At 71.3% G+C, this 20,284-nt stretch carries 20 protein-coding genes; 5 read left to right on the top strand and 15 right to left on the bottom strand.

Translation table 11 applies throughout. The features are described 5' to 3' along the window. Positions 1–65: 65 nt before the first annotated feature. The 8 genes from ABT288_RS25135 to ABT288_RS25100 are packed head-to-tail and all read right to left on the bottom strand — an operon-like array spanning position 66 to position 6,918. Positions 66–956 (bottom strand): DUF5936 domain-containing protein, encoded by an 891-nt coding sequence (locus ABT288_RS25135; RefSeq protein ID WP_351611795.1) that lies wholly within the window; start codon positions 954–956, stop codon positions 66–68. 16 nt (positions 957–972) lie between these two features. After that, entirely contained in the window at positions 973–1,917 is a 945-nt protein-coding gene (locus tag ABT288_RS25130) for a type II secretion system F family protein (RefSeq protein WP_351611792.1), read from the bottom strand. 5 nt (positions 1,918–1,922) lie between these two features. After that, on the bottom strand, positions 1,923–3,260 hold the full coding sequence (locus tag ABT288_RS25125) for a TadA family conjugal transfer-associated ATPase (RefSeq protein ID WP_351611789.1): 1,338 nt from the start codon (positions 3,258–3,260) through the stop codon (positions 1,923–1,925). Between the two features lie 16 nt (positions 3,261–3,276). Beyond that, entirely contained in the window at positions 3,277–3,621 is a 345-nt protein-coding gene (locus ABT288_RS25120; RefSeq protein WP_351611787.1) for a TadE/TadG family type IV pilus assembly protein, read from the bottom strand. 1 nt (position 3,622) lies between these two features. Next, entirely contained in the window at positions 3,623–4,003 is a 381-nt protein-coding gene (locus ABT288_RS25115; RefSeq protein ID WP_351611784.1) for a TadE family protein, read from the bottom strand. A 7-nt stretch (positions 4,004–4,010) separates the two neighbouring features. Then, positions 4,011–5,252 (bottom strand): CpaE/TadZ family protein, encoded by a 1,242-nt coding sequence (locus ABT288_RS25110; protein WP_351611781.1) that lies wholly within the window; start codon positions 5,250–5,252, stop codon positions 4,011–4,013. Positions 5,253–5,264: 12 nt separating this feature from the next. After that, entirely contained in the window at positions 5,265–5,972 is a 708-nt protein-coding gene (gene cpaB, locus ABT288_RS25105; protein ID WP_351611778.1) for a Flp pilus assembly protein CpaB, read from the bottom strand. Between the two features lie 58 nt (positions 5,973–6,030). Further along, positions 6,031–6,918 carry a hypothetical protein gene (locus tag ABT288_RS25100; protein ID WP_450858072.1) on the bottom strand — a complete coding sequence of 296 codons (888 nt, stop codon included), beginning with the start codon at positions 6,916–6,918 and terminating at the stop codon, positions 6,031–6,033. A gap of 321 nt (positions 6,919–7,239) precedes the next feature. Between ABT288_RS25100 and ABT288_RS25095 the strand changes: the two genes are divergently transcribed. Beyond that, positions 7,240–8,955, top strand: a complete 1,716-nt coding sequence (locus ABT288_RS25095) for a chitinase (protein WP_351611775.1) — start codon at positions 7,240–7,242, stop codon at positions 8,953–8,955. A 142-nt stretch (positions 8,956–9,097) separates the two neighbouring features. On the opposite strand, the gene ABT288_RS25090 is transcribed toward ABT288_RS25095, so the two are convergent. The 5 genes from ABT288_RS25090 to ABT288_RS25070 all read right to left on the bottom strand — a co-directional run bounded on the left by ABT288_RS25090 (position 9,098) and on the right by ABT288_RS25070 (position 13,547). Continuing rightward, entirely contained in the window at positions 9,098–9,664 is a 567-nt protein-coding gene (locus ABT288_RS25090) for a hypothetical protein (RefSeq protein WP_351611773.1), read from the bottom strand. Between the two features lie 73 nt (positions 9,665–9,737). Continuing rightward, on the bottom strand, positions 9,738–11,216 hold the full coding sequence (locus ABT288_RS25085; protein WP_351611771.1) for a GntP family permease: 1,479 nt from the start codon (positions 11,214–11,216) through the stop codon (positions 9,738–9,740). Positions 11,217–11,338: 122 nt separating this feature from the next. Then, positions 11,339–11,749 carry a RidA family protein gene (locus ABT288_RS25080; protein WP_351611768.1) on the bottom strand — a complete coding sequence of 137 codons (411 nt, stop codon included), beginning with the start codon at positions 11,747–11,749 and terminating at the stop codon, positions 11,339–11,341. Further along, positions 11,746–12,519, bottom strand: coding sequence for an IclR family transcriptional regulator (locus tag ABT288_RS25075; RefSeq protein ID WP_351611765.1), 774 nt, complete (start codon positions 12,517–12,519; stop codon positions 11,746–11,748). Before ABT288_RS25075 ends, ABT288_RS25080 begins: the two co-directional genes overlap by 4 nt. Continuing rightward, a complete protein-coding gene (locus tag ABT288_RS25070) occupies positions 12,516–13,547 on the bottom strand; it encodes a sugar kinase (protein ID WP_351611763.1) in 1,032 nt (343 codons plus the stop codon). The genes ABT288_RS25075 and ABT288_RS25070 overlap by 4 nt, the downstream gene beginning before the upstream one ends. Positions 13,548–13,706: 159 nt before the next feature. On the opposite strand from ABT288_RS25070, the gene ABT288_RS25065 reads away from it, so the two are divergent. Together ABT288_RS25065 and ABT288_RS25060 are read left to right on the top strand one after the other, a co-directional pair. Further along, positions 13,707–14,981 (top strand): amino acid deaminase, encoded by a 1,275-nt coding sequence (locus tag ABT288_RS25065; protein WP_351611761.1) that lies wholly within the window; start codon positions 13,707–13,709, stop codon positions 14,979–14,981. A gap of 25 nt (positions 14,982–15,006) precedes the next feature. Beyond that, positions 15,007–16,620 (top strand): N-acyl-D-amino-acid deacylase family protein, encoded by a 1,614-nt coding sequence (locus ABT288_RS25060; protein ID WP_351611759.1) that lies wholly within the window; start codon positions 15,007–15,009, stop codon positions 16,618–16,620. On the opposite strand, the gene ABT288_RS25055 is transcribed toward ABT288_RS25060, so the two are convergent. Then, positions 16,617–17,450: a trypsin-like serine peptidase gene (locus ABT288_RS25055; RefSeq protein ID WP_351611756.1), complete on the bottom strand. Its 834-nt coding sequence runs from the start codon at positions 17,448–17,450 to the stop codon at positions 16,617–16,619. The two genes, ABT288_RS25060 and ABT288_RS25055, sit on opposite strands and share 4 nt — an antisense overlap. Before the next feature lie 222 nt (positions 17,451–17,672). Then, the gene (locus ABT288_RS25050; RefSeq protein ID WP_351611753.1) at positions 17,673–18,401 is read right to left on the bottom strand and encodes a hypothetical protein; all 729 of its coding nucleotides are present in this window, start codon (positions 18,399–18,401) and stop codon (positions 17,673–17,675) included. Positions 18,402–18,695: 294 nt separating this feature from the next. Between ABT288_RS25050 and ABT288_RS25045 the strand changes: the two genes are divergently transcribed. Together ABT288_RS25045 and ABT288_RS25040 are read left to right on the top strand one after the other, a co-directional pair. Continuing rightward, the gene (locus ABT288_RS25045; protein ID WP_351611751.1) at positions 18,696–19,907 is read left to right on the top strand and encodes a pyridoxal phosphate-dependent aminotransferase; all 1,212 of its coding nucleotides are present in this window, start codon (positions 18,696–18,698) and stop codon (positions 19,905–19,907) included. A gap of 110 nt (positions 19,908–20,017) precedes the next feature. Next, the coding region (locus ABT288_RS25040; RefSeq protein ID WP_502972808.1) for an SCO4983 family protein at positions 20,018–20,284 on the top strand (267 nt) is incomplete at its 3' end.

Raw genomic sequence — 20,284 nt, 5'->3', positions numbered from 1 at the left:
CGGCCGCCGGCCCCGGAAGGCACCCCTCCCCCGCGCCCCATCAGACCCACCACCGTCACGTCCGCTCACTTCCCCGTGAGGGAGCCGAAGTCCACGCCGGAGCCGAGGATCAGGCCCGCGCCGAGCAGGAGCATCGTGGCCGGGACCATGAACGTGGTGATCATCAGCGTGGCCTTGGGCACCGCGCGGGCGGCCTTGCGGCGGGCGTTCTGGGCGTCGGTGCGGCGCATGTCCTTCGCCAGCGCGACCAGCGTGTCCACGATGGGGGCGCCCAGCTCCTCCCCCTGCTGCAGTGCCGTCACGAACATCGCCACTTGTTCGGAGTCGTTCCTCCTCCTCAGCTCGGCGAAGGCCTGGCGGCGGCTCATGCCGAGGTCCATCTGGCGCAGGGTGATGCGCAGTTCGTCCGCCCAGGGGCCCTCGTACCTCGTCGCCACCCGGTCGAGAGCCTGGCGGAAGCCCAGCCCCGCGCTGACCACCACCGCCAGCACGTCCAGGAAGTCCGGCAGTGTGCGCTCGATGACGTCCTTGCGGACCCGGATCGCCGACCAGATGCCGACCTCCGTCCAGAAGGCGCCGAACAGGAGCAGGAGCACGGCCACGAACCACTGGCCCCGCAGCAGGAACACCAGGCAGCCGACCGCGCCCAGCGCGCCGTACACCGCGCGGCGGGCCGCGTAGCGGTCGATGGTCAGGCCGCCGGGGTTGCCGGCGAGGTCGATCTTGCGGCGGTAGCGGGCCACCAGGCGCGGGCCCATCAGGCGCAGCACGGCGGGGGCGTAGCGCATGCCCATCCGGTCGATGAGCGAGCCCACCGCGCCGGTGCGGGTGGCGCCGACCTCCAGGGCCACCGCCAGGTCACCGGGGAGTTTCGCCTCCGCGCGGTACATGCGCAGGCCGGCGAAGGCGCCCCAGACGCCGAGGGCCATCAGGAGTGCGAGCAGGAGTCCGGTCATCGGGCCGCCACCCCCTTCACACGTCGATCCGGCTCAGGCGCCGGATGAGGACGAATCCGACCGCGTACATCGCGAACGCGATGAGCACGCAGGCCTGGCCGACCGGTGAGCCGGTCATGCGGGCCAGCGCGCCGTCCTTGACGCCGTTCATGAGGAAGAGCGCGCCGACGCCGAGGACGGGGACGGCGTACGACGTCATGGTCACCTGGGAGAGCTGGGTGCGGATCTCCCGCCGGGTCTCCTTGCGTTCCTCCAGGGTCTCGGTGAGGTTCCGCAGGGCCGACACCACCTGGCCTCCTGCCCGGTTGGACAGGACCAGGGTGGTGACGAGGACGACCAGTTCCCGGGACGGCAGCCGGTCCGCCAGCTCACCGAGCGCGTCGTCGAGGGAGTGGCCGATCGCCAACTGGTCGGAGATCTTGGCCAGTTCCTCGCCCGCCGGGGCCTCCAGCTCCTCCGCCGCCATGCCGATCGCGGTGCGCAGGGCGAGGCCCGCCTGGGTGGCGTTGGCCAGGATGCGGGCGAGTTCGGGGAGTTGGTTGATGAAGCGCTCGATGCGTTTCTGCCGCTGCCAGTTGAGGAACTGCACCGCCGCACCGATGCCGAGGAGCCCGGCGAGGGGTCCGAAGAAGGGGGCCAGGGTGGCCTGGCCGATCAGCCACAGCGCGGCGACCGTCGCCAGCATGCAGACGAAGAACTCGCCCGGGGTCACGTCCAGTCCGGTCGCCGCGAGGCGCAGCTCCAGCCGGCGGCCGAGGCGGGTGCGGCGCAGCCGCCGGTCCAGGTCGCGGAAGCGGCGCCTGCGGCCGGTCGCCGGGGCCGGGCCGGTGTGGGTGAGCCGGTCCACGAGGGCCGCGCGCTGGGCCCGGCCCGAGGCGTAGGCGTGCACGCCGGCCACCGCCAGGACGCAGGCCAGCAGCGTCACGCCGGTGGTCAGCTGGACGAGGGTGTGGAGTTCCATGGGGCCTACCTGGCTTCTCGGGTGGCGAGCTGGTCCACGGAGTGGGCGACTCCGAAGGCCTGCGGGACGGGCTGGCTCGCCATGTAGAGGCGGTCGGCGGTACGGCGGGGCAGCGGGAAGTACTGGAAGCCGCCGTACACGCGGCCGTCGGGGGTCATGGGCCGGGCGTCGAACCGGGCCACGGTCGCGAGCCGGTACGGCTCCCCGCCATGGCTGTCGAGCAGCGCGATCTCGGTGATCCGGCGGGCGCCGTCGGCGAACCGGGTGAGCTGGACGATGACGTCGACCGCGCTGTTGATCTGGTCGTGGAGGGCCACGAAGGGGACCTCGACGTCGGACATGGAGGCGAGGGTCTGCAGCCGGGTCAGGGCGTCCTCGGCGCTGTTGGCGTGCACGGTCGCCAGCGATCCGTCGTGGCCGGTCGACATCGCCTGGAGCATGTCGAGGGACTCGCCGCCGCGGACCTCGCCGACCACGATCCGGTCCGGTCGCATCCTCAGGGAGTTGCGGACCAGGTCCCGGATGGTGACCTGGCCCTTGCCCTCGACGTTCGGCGGCCGCGCCTCCAGCCGGACCACGTGCGTCTGCTGGAGCTGGAGCTCGGCGGAGTCCTCGATGGTGATGATGCGCTCGTGGGAAGGGATCAGGCCCGACAACGCGTTCAGCAAGGTCGTCTTTCCCGTGCCCGTGGCGCCCGAGACGATGATGTTGAACTTCGCCTGCACCAGGCCCCCCAGCAGATACACCATGTGCTCGTCCAGCGAGCCGAAGGAGATCAGCTCCTGGAGGGTGAAGGAGCGCGGGAAGCGGCGGATGGTGAGGATCGGCCCGGTCAGGGACAGCGGCGGGATGATGACGTTCACGCGTTCGCCGGAGGGCAGGCGGGCGTCCACCATCGGGTTCGACTCGTCCACCCGCCGGTTGACGGTGGACACGATCCGCTCGATGGTCTGCATCAGCTGGTCCGAGGAGACGAACCGCAAGGGCAACTGCTCGACGCGGCCGCCTCGTTCGACGAAGATCGCGTCGGGGCCGTTCACCATGATCTCGGTGATCGACGCGTCCTCCAGCAGCGGCTCCAGGATGCCGAGGCCCAGTGCCTCGTCCACCACCCGGCGGATCAGCTGCGCGCGCTCCACCGTCGACAGCACCGGGCCCTCACGGCTGATGATGTGCCCGAGCACCCGCTCGAGGCGCGCCCGGCGTTCGGCCGCCGCGAGCGAACTCATCTCCGCGAGGTCGATCTCCTCCAGCAGCTTGGCCCGGTAGGAGGCGACCAGATGCCCGTCCTCGCCCCGGCTGCCGTGCTCCTCCGGAGTGCTGATGCGTGCCCGCAGGCTCATGTCGGCATCTCCTCGCCTAGTGGTCGAGCGGCATGGTGGCTTTTTTCGTGGCGTCGCCGAAGTCCCAGATGATCTTCGGGATCTTCACCCGGGCGGTGACGGTCACCGAGCCATCTCCTGGTTCCTCACCGCACGTCACGCTGAGTCCGCCGCTGACGGCTTCGGAGCACGCCTGCTGGGCGTCCTGCCGCAGGGAAGCCGCCCGAGCCCCGGCCCGGGCCGCCGTACCGGCCTGCTCGGCGGCGTACGCGACGGCCCCGATCTGGATGCCCGCCATGGCCACGATCAGGAGGATCGGGATGAACCCGAGGTACTCGATGGCGACCTGGCCCCTGTCCCGCCGCCCGCGTCGGTACGGCATCTCAGTGCTTCACCTCCTCGACGGCGCCGGCGTGGCCGTGCACCGTGGCGGGGAAGGAGATCACCCCGGGAAAGAGAACGGGGACCTTGAGGTAGACATCGGCCGTGACATAGCCGGACGGACTGCACTGCACCTTTGCATCCCCCTTCCAGGCCGCCGACAGATGCTTCAGCCCCGCAGCCGAGCAGGCCGCCTGCCGTGCACCCCCGCGCGGCGCCGCCGTCCCCGCCCGTACCCCTTCGTCCGCAGCATTCCCGGCCAGCGTGAAGGTGTACCCCACGAGCACGGCCTGCCACACGAGCACCAAGGTCAGAACGATCAGCGGCGTCATCCCGAGGAACTCGATGCTCACCTGCCCCCGATCCCCCTCCGGCCTTCTCATGGGGCACTCACTCCTTCCGCCGCCGGAATCCGCCCGCGCCACGCCCGCTCCCCCGATGACCGGTGGTCCCCTCGGCCGCCCGCACCAGCCCCAGCTCCCCCGCGAGCCCCCACAGGGCCTGTTTCACGGAACTCCTGCTGTCGAGCTCATGCACCCGCCCGGTGTCGACAACGGCCTGAAGTTCCTTGAAGTTGGCCGGAACGGCCGTACGCGCCACCGCCGTGCCGGTGATGCGCTGCACGAGGGCCGGCTGGATCTCCGTACTGCGCGTGTGCCGGTTGACGACCACCGTCGTCTCCTCGGCCTTGCGGATCTGCAGCCGGTCCCACATCCGTACGGTCCGCTTGGCGGCGCGGACGGCGATGACGTCCGGCGTGGTGACCAGGAGCGCGATGTCGGCCATCTCGACCACGGCGGCGCCCGCCCCGCTCAGCTGGGCGCCGCAGTCGACGACGACCACCTCGTAGCGGGAGCGCAGGGCGCTGACGGTCTGGCGGGCGGCGCGGTCGGTGACCTCCTCGCCGCGTTCGCCCTCGCCGGGGGCGAGGAGCAGGGCGAGCCCGGTGTCGTGGCGGAAGAGGGCGTCGGCGAGGACGCGGGGCGAGATGTCGGTGATGGCGGCGAGGTCGGCGACGGACCGCCGGAACTGGATGTCCAGGTAGGAGGCGATGTCTCCGGCCTGGAGGTCGAGGTCGACCAGAGCCGTCGGCCGGCCGGAGGCCTGTGCGGCGAGGGCCAGCTGGATCGCCGCCAGGGTGGCGCCCACGCCTCCCTTGGCGCCGCTGACCGTGACGACCGTACCGCCGACCCCGCCGAGCAGGTCGGAGACGCCGTGACCGAGATGACGCCGTACCCCGGTCGACCACTGGGCGACCGCCTGGACCCGGCTGGCGAGTTCCTCGTACGACAGCGGGAGCGTGACCAGGCCGCGGGCGCCGGAGTCCATGGCGGCGGAGAACAGGCCGGGTCCGGCGTCGGTGGTGACGAGGATGACGCCGACGGCGGGGAAGCGGAGCGCGACCTCGCGGATCAGTTCCAGGGCCGGTACCGGGCCGATCCGCTCGTGGACGACCACGACCTCGGGCAGTTCGTCCACGGACTCGGCGGCGAGCCGGGCGAGGGTGTCGACCAGCTGGGTGGAGTCGCCGACCGGCGGCTGGGGTTCGGCGTCGGGGAGCTGGCTGAGCAGGGTGGTGAGGGAGCGTACGGCGTCCGGGTCGGCTCCCGCCGGGAGGATCCTGGTTGGCATGCGGGCCGCCTCTCACTTGTCCGTCGCGAGTTCGTAGGTGCGTTCCTTGTCCGGGACGCTGGTCTCGCTGCCGGGGGCCACCAGCGCGAGCCGGACGCGCTGGGCGAAGGACTCGGCGTAGGTGATGCGCTGGGCGTCGAGGGTGGACAGCGCGAAGGTGATGGGGACGGCCTCGCTGGGCTGCTGCTGGTTCTTGCTCTGCTCGGGGTCGAGGGCGGTGATCTGGCCGACGTCGAGGACCCGGGCGTCGGTGACGATGATCTTCGACTGGTCCGGGTCGCCTTCCTTCTTTCCGGCGAAGGTGGCGTACACGTTGACGTGCGATCCGGGGGTGATCTTCCCTGCCACGCCGGTCGCCGCGTCGATCATGATGGCGACCTCCTGCTGTCCGGGCTGGAGGGCGGGCTGGTCGACGACCATGTCGGTCTGGAGCAGGGAGCCCTTGCGCAGGGTGGTGACCGCGATCTTGCCCTGGATCTGCCGCAGATCCGTGACCGCGTTGTCCGACAGCCACCGCTTGGGCATCTCGGTCTTCTCGAACTGGCCGGCGTCCAGGGTGGTGTACGGCCTCACGTCGGACCGCACCCGGTAGGCGGTGACCTCGGGGCCGACCTTGGAATTGACGTCGTGGACGACGGAGAGCACGCCGGCGAACGCGCCCAGAGCGCACAGGACCGACAGGATCAGGAGTATCACGCCGCGGCGCTGACGGGAGTTCATGAACCGTGCAACCTCATTGGGGGAATCGGTCGAGCGGGCTGGGGACGTGCGGATCGGGTCAGGCGGGCGTGCGCTGCTCCAGGGCGCGGGGCGCGGCGGGTTCGTGGGCGGGCGGGGTGGCGGAGCAGAAGACGCACCGGTCGCCGATGACGTCCAGTCCGCACCAGTGACAGGTGGTCTGCCGTACCGACGTGACCAGTTGGTAGAGAACGGACAGGTCGGCGAGGTAGCTGCAGAACTCGGTCATGCGGCCCGTCCCCCACCACACCGGGGACTCGGCGGGCAGCGGGACCTCGCGCAGCCCGTGCACGCTCCACTGCCCCGCGAGCCCGGCGACCCAGTCACCCTGCTGCGTCTGCTGTCCTTTGCCGACGAGCATCCAGGTGTTGAACTCGGGCCCTTTGAGCGTGACGCCGGGACCCGTGCGCACGAGCTGCGGCTCGGGATGCGCGAGCACGGCGAACTGGCTGCCGGGCACCCAGGACTTGGCGTGCGCCTTGAGGCCGACCGGCACGCGGTCCAGTCTGGCGACCGAGCCGAGCACGGCCCCGGCGTGGATGTAGTGGGTGAGCAGCCGCCCGGCGGAGGCGAGGACGCCCGGACTGAGGTCGCAGGAGGAGAGTTGCCGCAGCTGCCGGGCGAGCACGGCGATGCCGAGGGGCGGAAGTCCGGGCCGGAAGACGGCGATGCGGTCGCTCTCCAGCAGCGAGCGCAGGGTGTGCAGCCGTCGTAGGACGGTCTTCGGCGTGGCGGTCGAGCACACGACGATCAGGTATCCGTACTGCTCGGTCAGGGTGTGGAGTTCGGTGAGCGCGTGCTCCAGGGGCCGCTGGTCGAGGCCGCCCAGCACGACGGCCGGCATGGTCCGTTCGTCCTGCGCCGGCAGTGCCATGTCGGCACTGGTCACGGCAATGGCAGTGGGCACGCGCAACTCCCCGCTCTTCACACCCGCCGGCCCACGGAGGTAACTCCCGTGCGCCAGGACGACTTCACTGCGTGACTACGTGAGCACTGTATCCACGGCCGTATGGCCGGAGAACAGCGTTTGTGAAGCCCGCGTGGAACTCTCCGGTCACAACTCCGGCCAAATACGGACAGCTTGAGCGGTGAACCGGAAACGGTTTTGGTCTGGACCTCTTGACACCCAGATTGGTCTGGACCAACTTGTATGCCCAACGGTGGCCACCGCACCTTCTCCTCCCCTCTCCCCTCTCCCCTCTCCGCCAAGGCTCCCTCTCCGAACCCCCCTTCCCCACCGGAGGCCCCAATGGACCATGCACCAGGCATACCCAGACCCCGCGGACGGCGAATCACCCTGTGGTCCGCCGCCACGGCCCTGGCCCTCTCCGTCGCGGGACTCGCCGCGACCCCGGCCTCCGCGGCGGACGTCAACAACGTCACGAACGCCGGCTTCGAGTCGGGCCTGTCCGACTGGACGTGCACGGCCGGCAGCGGCACGACGGTCTCCTCCCCGGTGCACTCCGGTTCCTCCGCGCTGAAGGCGACCCCGGCCGGCCAGGACGACGCCCAGTGCACCCAGACGGTCGCGGTCAAGCCCAACTCGACGTACACGCTGAGCGCGTGGGTGCAGGGCGGCTACTCCTACCTGGGCGTGACGGGCACGGGTACGACGGACGTGTCCACGTGGACGCCGGACACGACGACCTGGAAGCAGCTGTCCACGACCTTCACCACAGGCGCCTCGACGACATCCGTCACGGTCTACACCCACGGCTGGTACGGCCAGGCGGCCTACTACGCCGACGACGTCTCGGTCTACGGCCCCGACGGCGGCGGAGGCGGCGGCCCGGCCCCGACCATTCCGGCGGCCCCCGGCGGCGTGACGGTCTCCGGTACGACGTCCTCCTCCGTCTCACTGTCCTGGTCCCCGGTCTCGGGCGCGACGGGCTACAACGTCTACCGCGACGGCACGAAGGTGACCGCGGTGACGGGCACCTCGGCGACGGTGACAGGCCTGACGGCCTCGACCTCGTACTCCTTCCAGGTGACGGCGACGAACGCGGCGGGCGAGTCGGCGAAGTCGGCGGCGGTGACCGCCACGACGGCTTCCGGGGGCAGCAGCGGCGGTGGCGGCGCGCTGCCCAAGCACGCGGTGACCGGCTACTGGCAGAACTTCAACAACGGCGCGACGGTCCAGAAGCTGTCGGACGTCCCGTCGTCGTACGACATCATCGCGGTGGCCTTCGCGGACGCCACGTCGACGCCGGGCGCGGTGACGTTCAACCTGGACTCGGCCGGCCTCGGCGGCTACACGGTCGACCAGTTCAAGGCGGACATCAAGGCGAAGCAGGCGGCCGGCAGGAAAGTCGTCATCTCGATCGGCGGCCAGAACGGCACGGTGTCGATCAACGACTCCACCTCGGCGACGAACTTCGCGAACTCGGTCTACTCCCTCATGCAGACGTACGGCTTCGACGGCGTGGACATCGACCTGGAGAACGGCCTCGACGCGACGTACATGACGCAGGCGCTCCGCGCCCTGTCGGCGAAGGCGGGCTCGTCGCTGATCATCACGATGGCGCCGCAGACGATCGACATGCAGTCGACGTCGAACGCGTACTTCCAGACGGCCCTGAACATCAAGGACATCCTCACGGTCGTCAACATGCAGTACTACAACAGCGGTTCCATGCTGGGCTGCGACGGCAAGGTCTACAGCCAGGGGTCGGTCGACTTCCTCACCGCTCTCGCCTGCATCCAGCTCCAGGGCGGCCTCGCCCCGTCCCAGGTGGGCCTCGGCCTCCCGGCTTCCCCGAGCGCGGCGGGCAGCGGCTACGTATCTCCCTCGGTGGTGAACAACGCGCTGGACTGCCTGACCGCGGGCACGAACTGCGGTTCCTTCAAGCCGTCGAAGACGTATCCGGACCTCCGCGGTGCGATGACCTGGTCCACGAACTGGGACGCGTCGGCGGGGAACGCGTGGTCGGGCTCGGTGGGGGCGCATGTGCACGCACTGCCGTGACATGAGAATCGGCTGGTGACGAGGCCCGGGCCCGCAGCGGCCCGGGCTTTGTCGATTCGATCGGACCCGACCGCCTTCGAGACGCGCAACGTGCTCTACCACTACGGGCCGGAGAAGCCGGCCGACGCCTTCGTCCCCTTCATCAACGCTCCGAAGGGGACTCCTCGGAGTCGTCGAAGTACGCGTCCAGCACCGCGTCCAGCTGTTCGTCCCACTCCTTGAAGCGGGACTTCGCCGTCGCCTCGATCTCGATCGGGAACCAGCGGCGGTCCGGGGTGTGGACGGTGATCGTGTAGCGCTTGCCGAAGCGGGGGGACTCCGTCTCGACCGCCGCGATCTCGTCCCAGCGGAACTCGCAGGCCTCCTCGTCCAGGCTGAGGCGGACACCCTTGCGGTCGGCCACGATCTTCGCCCGGCGGTCGGAGGCCTCGAAGACCGGTCCGTCGTCCGGGCCTTCGTCGTCCACGGACTCCGTGGCTTCCTCGGACGTCCCGGTCACCTCTGTCTCGGGCGCCTTCGAATCCTCCGGCTCCGCCGACACCGCCGGCGCCACCGCGTCCTCCGGCTCCGGCTCGTCGGACGACCTGGCCTGTGCCGGAACCGTGATTCCGGGGATGAACGCCGGGTCGAAACCGGCGCCCGTCACGGGCCCGGTCTTCAACGGCTCGGCCTCGGACGGCTTGCTGCTCGCTCCTATGCGCTGCTCCACGGCGGCAGTATGGACGACTTCCCTGTGCCGGAACCAGTCAGCCCGCTCATCCCCGGTATCCCTCACGTCACGTTCATACGAACACGCTCACCACCGCCGCCACCGCGAACCCCGCCACCGACAGCACCGACTCCAGGACGGTCCACGTCCGCAGCGTGTCCCGTTCGCTGATGCCGAAGTACTTGGCCACCATCCAGAAGCCACCGTCGTTGACGTGCGAGGCGAAGATGGAGCCGGCCGAGATGGCCATGATGACCAGGGCCACGAAGGGCTGCGCGTGGTGGCCCTCCGCGAGCAGGGGCGCCACGATGCCCGCCGTCGTCACGATCGCCACCGTCGCCGAGCCCTGGGCCACCCGCAGGACCAGCGAGATCAGGTACGACAGGACGATCACCGGCAGGCCCACGCCGTGGAACGTGTCCGACAGGGCCTGGGCCACCCCGCTCGCCTTCAGTACCGCGCCGAAGACCCCGCCCGCGCCCACCACCAGCAGGATGTTGCCGACCGGCTTGAGCGAGGCGGTCGACACCGTCTCCAGCGACTTGCGGGACCAGCCCCGGCGGATGCCCAGCAGGTAGTAGGCCATCAGCAACGCGATGGTCAGGGCCACGAACGGGTGGCCGAAGAACTCCAGGACCGAGCGGGTGGGGGACGGGTCCAGGGCGATCGAGGAGAACGTGGCCGCGAGGATGAGGATCAGCGGTGTGCCGATGATGGCCAGGACCGTGGCGAGCGGGACCGGACGTTCCCGGGGTTCCACTCCCTGGGCACGCTGTTCGGCCACGACCGCCCGCCTGGCCTCCTCCGCCGCCTCGACCATGTCCTGCGGTACGGCGACGAAGATCCGCTGTCCGATCCAGGCGGAGTACGCCCAGGCGGCCAGGACGGCCGGGATGCCGCAGACGATGCCCATGAGGATGATCCAGCCGAGCTGGACGTGGAGGAGGCCCGCGGCGGCGACGGGGCCTGGGTGCGGGGGCAGGAAGGCGTGGGTCATCGAGAGGCCGGCCAGCAGGGGGAGGCAGTAGAGGAGGATCGACTTGCCCCCGCGCTTGGCCGCCGCGTAGACGAGCGGGGCCAGGACGAAGATGCCCACGTCGAAGAAGACCGGGATGCCGAAGATCAGGCCCGTCAGGCCCATGGCGAGCGGGGCGCGCTGCTCGCCGAACAGACCGAGCAGACGGGTCGCCAGCACCTCCGCGCCGCCGCTGACCTCCAGGATCGCGCCGAGCATCGTACCGAGGCCGATGATGATCGCGACGTGGCCGAGGATGCCGCCCATGCCGGACTCGATGGTGGAGACGGCGTCGGAACGCTGGACCGTGCCGAAGAGTTCGGTGACCGACAGGCCGGCCAGCAGGCCCACGGCTATGGAGACGGCCAGGAGGGCCACGAAGGGCTGCAGCCGGACCCTGATGATCAGGAACAGCAACAGGGCTATGCCGAGGGCCGCGACCGTGAGGAGGCCGGGGGTGCCGTTCAGGAGGAGGAGCAGGCCTCCGGTGTGGGGTGGTGGGGCGGTGGGAGCGGTCGCGGCGAGCAGGAAGGACATACGGAGGTCCTCTTCGTAAATGCATGATGCTTTCGGGCAGGGGGGATCGCGACACGGCGGCCCGGGGGTGGGGGCCGCCGTACCGTGAGGGGACGTGCGGGTGGTGAGCGATCGTCAGCTGTTCAGCCGAGTACGGCGAGCGCGTCGATCTCGATGAGGAGGCCGGCCGGGAGTCCGACGTAGACCGTGGTCCGGGCGGCGGGCGGCTGGGTGAGGCCCTGCTCCTCGAAGTAGGTGTTGTAGATGTCGTTCATCTCGGCGAAGTGGTCCACGTCGGTGAGGTAGACGCGGATCATCATCACGTCGTCCCAGCTCGCGCCGCCCTCTTCGAGGATCGCCCTGACGTTGGCGAGGGTCTGGAGGGTCTGTTCGCGCAGGGTGGGACCGGCCGGTGTCGGGGGCCTGCCCTCCTCGGCGGGCAGGAAGCCGACCTGGCCGGCGACCTGGAGGATGTTGCCCTTCCGTACGCCGTGGGAGAACCGGGCGGGCGGGGTGGTGTGGGTCTTCGGGGTGAGCGCGGTCTTCTCGGTCATGCGGTGTCCTTCGTGGGGTCCGTCACTGGCGTTCTTCCGGAGTACTCGCCGCTGATCGCGTCCGCGGTACGGCGGACCTGCGGGAGCAGGGTGAGGAGTTCCTCGGCGGTGACGACCACGTTCGGCGCGGACACCGACATCGCGGCGACCACGCGGCCGTCGGCGCCGCGGACGGGGGCGGCGACGCAGTTGATGGACTCCTCGTGACCACCGAGGTCGGTGGCCCAGCCCTGTTCGCGGACCTTCTCCAACTCCCGCAGGAACGCGGGGGCGTTGGGGGTCGAACGGGGCGTGTAGAGGGGGTACTCGAGCTTGTCGGCGAGGGCGCGGCGCTCGGGTTCGGGCAGGTCGGCGAGGAGGAGCTTGGCCACGGCCGCGACCGTGATGGCGACGGGCTTGCCGATCCGGGAGTACATGCGGACCGGGTAGCGGCTGTCCACCTTGTCGATGTAGAGGACCTCGCCCTCCTCGTACACGGCGAGGTGCACGGTGTGCCCACAGGCCTCGTTCAGCCGTACGAGGTGGGGGTGGGCGATCTCGCGGATGTCGAGGTTCTCCATCGCCTCCTGGGCGAGGGCGAAGAGGCGGGCGCCGAGGCGGTAGCGCTGGTCGGACTGGCGGTAGACCAGGCCGTGCTCGTGCAGGGTGCGCAGGAGGCGGAGCGCGGTGGACTTGTGCACGCCCAGGCGGTCGGCGACCTGGCCGAGGTCGGCGGGACCCTCGGCCAGGAGCGGCAGGATGCTCAGGGCGCGGTCGACGGTCTGGCTCATGGGGTGTTCGCCTCCTGTGTGGCCCGCTCGGCCTGCGTCCAGCCGGGGGCGAGTCGAAGTCTCCCCCATGCGGTGTCGTCCAGGGCGGTCAGGCGGTCGGCGTGGTCCCGGGCGGGGGGTGTGGCGAGGTCGCCGGGGGTGGTGAGGGCGGCGGCGGCGAAGAGGTGTCCCAGCCTGAGCCGGCGCTTGAGGGGGAGGCCGCGGAGGGTGCCGGAGAGGAACCCGGCGGCGAAGGCGTCCCCGGCGCCGGTGGCCGCCACGACGTCCACGTGGAGGGCCGGTTCGAAGGTGACCGGGAGTGCGGTGGGCCGGCGCCCGTCGAACGCGGTCGCCCCCTTCTCCCCCTGCTTCACCACCAGCAGCCCCGGCTCCGGAAGCGCCGCTCGGATCGCCTCCGGGCCGCCCGTGACGCCCCACGCCTCCTGCGCCTCGTCCTCGCCGACGAAGACGATGTCCGCTCGGCGGGCCAGGCCGAGCAGCACGAGGGGCCCCTCGAGGGTGCTCCGCAGGGCCGGGCGGTGGTTCACGTCGAAGGAGAGGAGCGGGCGCCCCGGGCGGCGTGCCGTCAGGGTGTGCAGCAGGGCGCGGCAGTCCTCCGACAGGGCCGCCGTGATGCCCGACAGGTGCAGCACCCGCCCCGCCCGCGCCGCCGCCAGGTCCACGGTGGCCGCGCTCATCGCCGAGGCCGCCGAACCCGCCCGGTAGTACGCCACCTCGTGCGCGCCCGTGCCCCGGTCGCCGGCCGTGCGGAAGTAGACACCGGTCGGGCGGGCCGGGTCGCGGGAGACGGACGAGACGTCGACGCCGTACCCGGCGATCCGCTCCACCAGGTGCTGCCCGAAGCCGTCCGCACCCACGCGGCTCACCCATCGCGCGGTGTGCCCGGCGGCGGCCAGCACGCAGGCCACGTTGGACTCGGCGCCGCCGATCGCGCGGTCGAAGGAGGGCACGTCCGCGAGGCGGCCCGGCCGGGTGGGCAGGAAGGTGACCATGGACTCGCCGAGCGCGACCAGGTCCACAACCTCCATGACCGCACCCTTCACGGCGTCAGCAGCGTCGTTGACGATGACTCCTGTCCGATCCCCGGGTCACGGTTCCGTTGACCCGATGTCGGCGAGATGCTAGACACCATTCAGCAATCCGTGCAATGACCGTTGCAGAGAGTGCAACGGTGAGAGAGGGGCTCCATGAGCAGCAGCGAAGCGCTCGCCCAGCTGGCCGAGGAACGCGTCGACCACCGCTTCAAGGGCCTCCCGCCGGACGCCGAGGGCCTCACCGTCGGCGAGCTGGCCGCTCAGCGCCGCAACCTCTTCGCCGAGACGGACGGCTTCACCACGCCCGTGCTCGCGCTGTCCGCCGAGCGCCTGGAACACAATCTCGCGCTCATGGAGACGTACGCCGCCCGGCACGGCCTCGCCTTCGCCCCGCACGGCAAGACCTCCATGGCCCCGCAGCTCTTCCACCGTCAGATCGAGCACGGCGCCTGGGGCGTCACGCTGGCGGTGCCCCACCAGGTGCGCGTCGCCCGGGCGTTCGGGATCCAGCGGGTCTTCCTCGCCAACGAGCTGGTCGACGCCTCGGCACTGCGCTGGATCGCGGGCGAGCTCGCCGCCGACCCCGGCTTCCGATTCGTCTGCTACGTCGACTCCGTGCGCGGCGCCGAGTTGATGGACGCCGCGCTCAGGGGCTCCGCCCGGCCCGTGGACGTCGTCGTCGAGCTGGGCGCCGGCGAGGGTGCGCGGACCGGCGTGCGCACGGAGGAGGACGCCCGGGCCGTCGCCGATGCCGTGGCCGGCACCGAGACGCTGCGGCTCGTGGGTGTCGCGGGCTACGAGGCCCAGGTGCCCGGCGCCGACCCGGAGCTCGTGCGGGCCTGGCTGGACCGGCTGGTCGCGCTCGCCGTGGAGTTCGACAAGGCCGGGCGGTTCGCCGGAGCGGGCGAGATCATCGTCAGCGCCGGCGGCAGCGAGTGGTTCGACGCGGTCGCCGATGTCTTCGCCGCCGTCCCCGGGCTCTCCCTCCCCGTCCTGAAGCTGCTGCGCTCCGGCGCCTACGTCTCGCACGACGACGTGCACTACAGCAGGCTCACCCCGTTCAACCGGGTGCCCGAGGAAGGTGCCCTGGAGCCCGCGTTCCGGCTGTGGGCGCAGGTCGTCTCGCGCCCCTCGGCCGATCAGGCCTTCGTCAACGCGGGCAAGCGGGACGCCGCCTACGACCTGGACCTGCCCGTCGCCCAGGTGGTACGCCGGGACGGCACGGAGCACCCGGCCGACGGGATCGAGGTGACCGCCCTGTCCGACCAGCACCTGTGGCTGCGCACCGTCCCCGGCGCGGACGTCGGGGTCGGCGACTGGATCGGGCTCGGCCTGTCCCACCCGTGCACGGCGTTCGACAAGTGGCAGCTGATCCCGGTGGCCGAGGCCGACGGCACGGTCGTCGACTACATCCGTACGTTCTTCTAGGAGCCGGTGAAAAGGGAGGCGGGACATGGAGGACCTGGTCATCCGGGACGCCGACGTCGTCGACGGCAGCGGCGCACCGTCGTACCGGGCCGATGTGGTGATCGACGGCGGGCGGATCGTCTCGGTCGTCAAGGAGGCCGCCGCGGCCGGCTGCCAGCGCCCGCGCGCCGTGCGGGAGCTGGACGCGGAGGGCCTGGTCCTCTCCCCCGGCTTCATCGACATGCACGCCCACTCCGACCTCGCCCTGCTGCGCGACCCCGACCACAGCGCGAAGGCCGCGCAGGGAGTCACGCTGGAGGTCCTCGGGCAGGACGGGCTGTCGTACGCGCCGGTGGACGACCGCACGCTTCCGGAGGTGCGGCGGGCGATCACCGGGTGGAACGGCCACGGCGACGACATCGACTTCGACTGGCGGTCGGTCGGCGAGTACCTGGACCGGCTCGACCGGGGCATCGCCGTCAACGCGGCCTACCTCGTCCCCCAGGGCACGGTCCGCGCGCTCGCCGTCGGCTGGGAGGACCGCGCGGCCACCCCGGAGGAGCTGGACCGGATGCGGCGGCTGGTCGCGGAGGGGCTGGAGCAGGGCGCGGTCGGACTGTCCTCCGGGCTGACGTACACGCCCGGCATGTACGCCCCGGACGCCGAACTGACCGAGCTGTGCCGGGTGGTGGCGTCGTACGGCGGCTACTACTGCCCGCACCACCGCTCCTACGGCGCCGGCGCGCTGGAGGCCTACGCCGAGATGGTCGCCCTGACGCGGGAGGCCGGCTGTCCGCTGCATCTGGCCCACGCGACGATGAACTTCGGCGTGAACGAGGGCCGCGCGCCGGAGCTGCTGGCCCTGCTGGACCGGGCCCTGGACGCCGGGGCGGACATCACCCTCGACACCTATCCCTACACGCCCGGCTGCACCACCCTGGCCGCGCTGCTGCCGAGCTGGGCGAGCGAGGGCGGCCCGGAGGCGGTCCTGGCGCGCCTCACCGACGCGGCGACGGCCGAGCGGATCCGGCACGACCTGGAGGTGACCGGCTCGGACGGCTGTCACGGCGTGCCGGTGGAGTGGGAGACCATCGAGATCTCCGGTGTCACCGACCCGGCGCTCGGCGACCTGGTGGGCCGTACGGTCCGGGAGGCGGCCGGGCCGCGCGGGGAGGCCCCCTGGGAGACCGCCCGCCGGCTGCTGGTCGAGGACCGGCTCGGTACGACGGTCCTCCAGCACGTCGGCCATGAGGACAACGTCCGCACGATCATGCGGCACCGCACCCACACCGGCGGCTCCGACGGCATCCTGCGCGGCGACAAGCCGCACCCGCGTGCCTACGGGACCTTCCCGCGCTATCTCGGCCACTACGTACGGGAGTTGGGGATCCTCTCGCTGGAGGAGTGCGTCGCCCACCTCACCTCCCGGCCCGCGGCCCGGCTGCGGCTGCCGGACCGGGGGCTGGTGCGCGAGGGGTACCGGGCCGATCTGGTGCTGTTCGACCCGGGGACGGTGGCGCCCGGCGCGAGCTTCGCCGAGCCCCGCACGCTTCCCGCGGGGATCCCGCACGTCCTGGTCGACGGCCGGTTCGTCATCGAGGACGGGAAGCGTACGGACGTGCTCGCGGGCCGGTCCGTCCGCCGCACGGAGGTCCGCTAGGGCTTGGGCAGGGTGCAGCCGGCGGCGCTCAGGTCCAGCTTGTTGCCCGTGGTGAAGCAGGCGGGGATCTCGTAGGTCTCCTCGGCGTAGTTGATGCCCTGGTGGATGGTGACGTTGCCGTTCTCGTCCACCTCGCACGGGTTGTTCACCGTGCAGGTCTCGCCGTCCTCGTTGCCGGTGTTGTTGACGGCGACGACCTTGCCGGTGCTGGTGTCGATCACCGGGGAGCCCGAGGTGCCGCCGATGGTGTTGCAGGCGGAGGTGTAGCGGACCGAGTCCTTCCAGGTCCAGTCGCCCTCCTTCAGCCGGTACACGAACCCGTCGATGCTGCAGCTGTAGGTGCGCTTCCAGTAGCCGGAGACGACCTTGATGGCGGTGCCGGCGGTGGGGTGGGTGTCGTTCACGGTGAGCGGGCTGATCCCGTACGCACTCTTGATCTGCGCGTAGGTGGTGGTCAGCCGGTAGATCGTGACGTCCGTGTCCGTCATGGTCGAGTAGACGACCTGGTTGGCGCGGAGGGTGGCGACCCTGCTGCCGGAGGCGTTCAGCAGGCCGAAGCTGCGGCTGGAGGACTGGCCGGTGATGACCTGGCCGGGGTCCGGGAAGCCGGTCTCCAGGCAGTGGCCGTTGGTGAGGACGAGCGCCGGGTCGCTGTCGGCGGAGTTGGGGAAGCGGATGACGGAACCGGAGCAGTTGCTGAGCGCGACCGTGCCGGCGAAGTTGACGGTCGCCGCGGGCTTGACGGCGCTGTGCGGCGCGGCGACCGCGGGGGCGGCTCCCAGCCCGGCCATGGCCAGGGAGGAGAGCGCGGCAAGGAGAGGCTTGTTCATGTGGGGGTCCCCTCTGACGACGTGGGCGACCGGAGTTCTCCGGCCGCCCGTTCGTTTGTCATGCACATCTTCGGTGCATCGAGAGGAAGGGAACAAGGAGCCGGCTCAGGTCATAGGGGTTTCCCTCTACCGCCGCAAGCGTTCAACTCGCCGTTTCCCGGCGCCGCTTGGGCTTGGTGACCACGGCACCGGACAGCGCGAACCCTCGCCGCCGGCCCGCGCTCACGCACCCGTCGGCCAGCGAGGGTGCTTCGTGGCGCCGTGGCCGTGGCCGCGGCCGCCGGGCGTGGGCGCGCTGGTGTCCGGGCGGGCCGTCGTCACGGTGGGCGCGGGCGCGTAGGGCGTCGTGGGGGCGGTGGTGGCGGCCTCGGTGGCCGGACCGCCGGTCGTCCGTCCCGGGGACGCGCCGGCGGCCGGGAGACCGGACGGCGAGGCCGAGGGGCCGCCGGAGGGCGTCGAGGTGGCCTCGGCCGAAGAGCCGGCGCCGGTGCGGGGACTCGCGGCGCTGGAGCCGCCGACGGCCGGACCGGACCCTCCCGAGGCGGGGGAACCCGAGCCGCTCGAACCACCCGACAGAGCGGCGATCACCGCGACCGCACCGGCGACGCCCAGCACCCCGGCGACGGCCGCCACCCGGCGGCGGCCGCCCGTGTGCCGCTCGGCGCGCCGCCGCGCCGCCCGCCCCTCGCCCTCCCGCGACCGGCCGGCCGGGCCGGTCGGGCCGACCGGCTCGACCGGCTCGAACCGGGTCGGCTGTGTCGGCCGGGTGGCGCCGGCCGGGCCGGGCCGCTCGGTCAGCGCAGGCAGCTCGCGGGTCTCGTCGTAGGCGTTCATCCAGCCATGGGCGGCGGCGGGGTCGGCATACTCCTCGTACGCCGGCACCGGGGCCTGCGGGAGGTACACGCTGGGCGGGGCCGCGTCCGGCGGGGCAGCCGCGAGGGGATGCGGCACAGCACCGTCCGGCAGTGCCGGAAGCGGCTGCGCGGGGTACGCGTCCGGCCGGTCCTGGGGCGCAGGACGCGGTACAGGTCCGCCGTTCCGTCCGTGTCCGCCGCCCATCCCCATCCCCTCCGTACCTCCCCGCCCGCTCACGGCGCCGTGCGCGACCGGGCGCCCCGGCGGCACCGCATTCTAGGGACGCAAGTGACCGCTGAGACAGCCCACGGAGATATCAGGACAAACCAATGCGTCTCACGTGTCGGAAAACACCACCCACGAGGCATTACCGGGCCGTAAGCTCACGGCATGCAGGTGATCCAGTCGACCAAGCTCGCCAACGTCTGTTACGAGATCCGGGGCCCGGTTCTCGAGGAGGCCATGCGGCTTGAGGCGGCGGGACACCGCATCCTCAAGCTCAACACCGGCAACCCGGCCGCCTTCGGCTTCGAGTGCCCGCCGGAGATCCTGGAGGACATCCTCCGCAATGTCTCGACGGCTCACGGCTACGGCGATGCCAAGGGGCTGCTGGCCGCCCGCCGCGCGGTCGTCATGCACAACCAGACCCTCGGCATCGAGACGGACGTCGAGCACGTCTTCATCGGCAACGGCGTCTCCGAGCTGATCGTGATGGCGATGCAGGGGCTGCTGGACGACGGCGACGAGGTCCTCGTACCGGCCCCGGACTACCCGCTGTGGACGGCGGCCGTCTCCCTCTCCGGCGGCACGGCCGTGCACTACCGCTGCGACGAGCAGTCCGACTGGATGCCCGACCTCGCCGACGTCGAGCGCAAGGTCACCGACCGCACCAAGGCCATCGTCATCATCAACCCCAACAACCCCACGGGCGCGGTGTACGACGAGGCGGTGCTGAAGGGCCTGACCGACATCGCCCGCCGGCACAACCTGCTGGTCTGCTCCGACGAGATCTACGACAAGATCCTCTACGACGACGCCACGCACATCCCGACCGCGAAGATCGCCCCGGACCTGCTCACCCTCACCTTCAACGGCATGTCGAAGGCGTACCGGGTGGCCGGCTACCGGGTCGGCTGGATGTCGATCTCCGGCCCGCGCGCCCACGCCGACTCCTACATCGAGGGTCTGACGATCCTGGCGAACATGCGGCTGTGCGCCAACATGCCGGGGCAGCACGGGGTGGTGGCCGCGCTCAGCGGACGGCAGTCCATCAACGACCTGGTGCTGCCGGGCGGGCGACTGAAGGAGCAGGTGGACACCGCGTACGAGCTGCTGACCCGGATCCCGGGCGTCAGCTGCGTCCGCCCCAAGGGCGCGCTGTATCTCTTCCCGCGCCTCGACCCCCAGGTCTTCAAGATCAGGGACGACCGGCAGATGGTCCTGGACCTGCTGCGCCAGGAGAAGATCATGGTCGTCCAGGGCACGGGCTTCAACTGGCCCGAGCCGGATCACTTCCGGGTGGTGACCCTGCCGTCGGTCGGCGATCTGCGGGACGCGATCACCCGGATCGGGAACTTCCTGGACGGCTACGGCCAGCCGTAGCGGACGGGGCAGCCGACCGTGGCCGGCGGATCTCATTCCGTGACACGACTCAACTTTAGACGAAATCCAAGCTAGGATGATTTCCTGTCAGCGCACAGGAGGCCATCCGCATGTACGAACCGATCCGCACCCCGTCGGTCCACAGCACAAGGGCCGGCACCGCCTCCGACTTCCCCCACCGGTCGCGCGAGGAGGAGCTGGACATCCAGCTCGCCGGCCACCTCGCCGCGCTGCTCGCCGTGACCGACGAACTGCGCGGGCAGACTCCGTCGGCCGACCTGGAGACCGCTGCCGAGCGGCTCGCCGAGCAGGTGGCCCGGCTCCGGGGCGGGCGCTCCCCGCTGCGGGCGGCGCCGTCCGCGGCCGGCGAACCCGCG

It is taken from the genome of Streptomyces sp. NPDC001093, from assembly GCF_040298985.1.
GTDB lineage: Bacteria > Actinomycetota > Actinomycetes > Streptomycetales > Streptomycetaceae > Streptomyces.
Note: the sequence above shows the minus strand (reverse complement) of the source record. Positions and strands in the feature narration are given on the sequence as shown.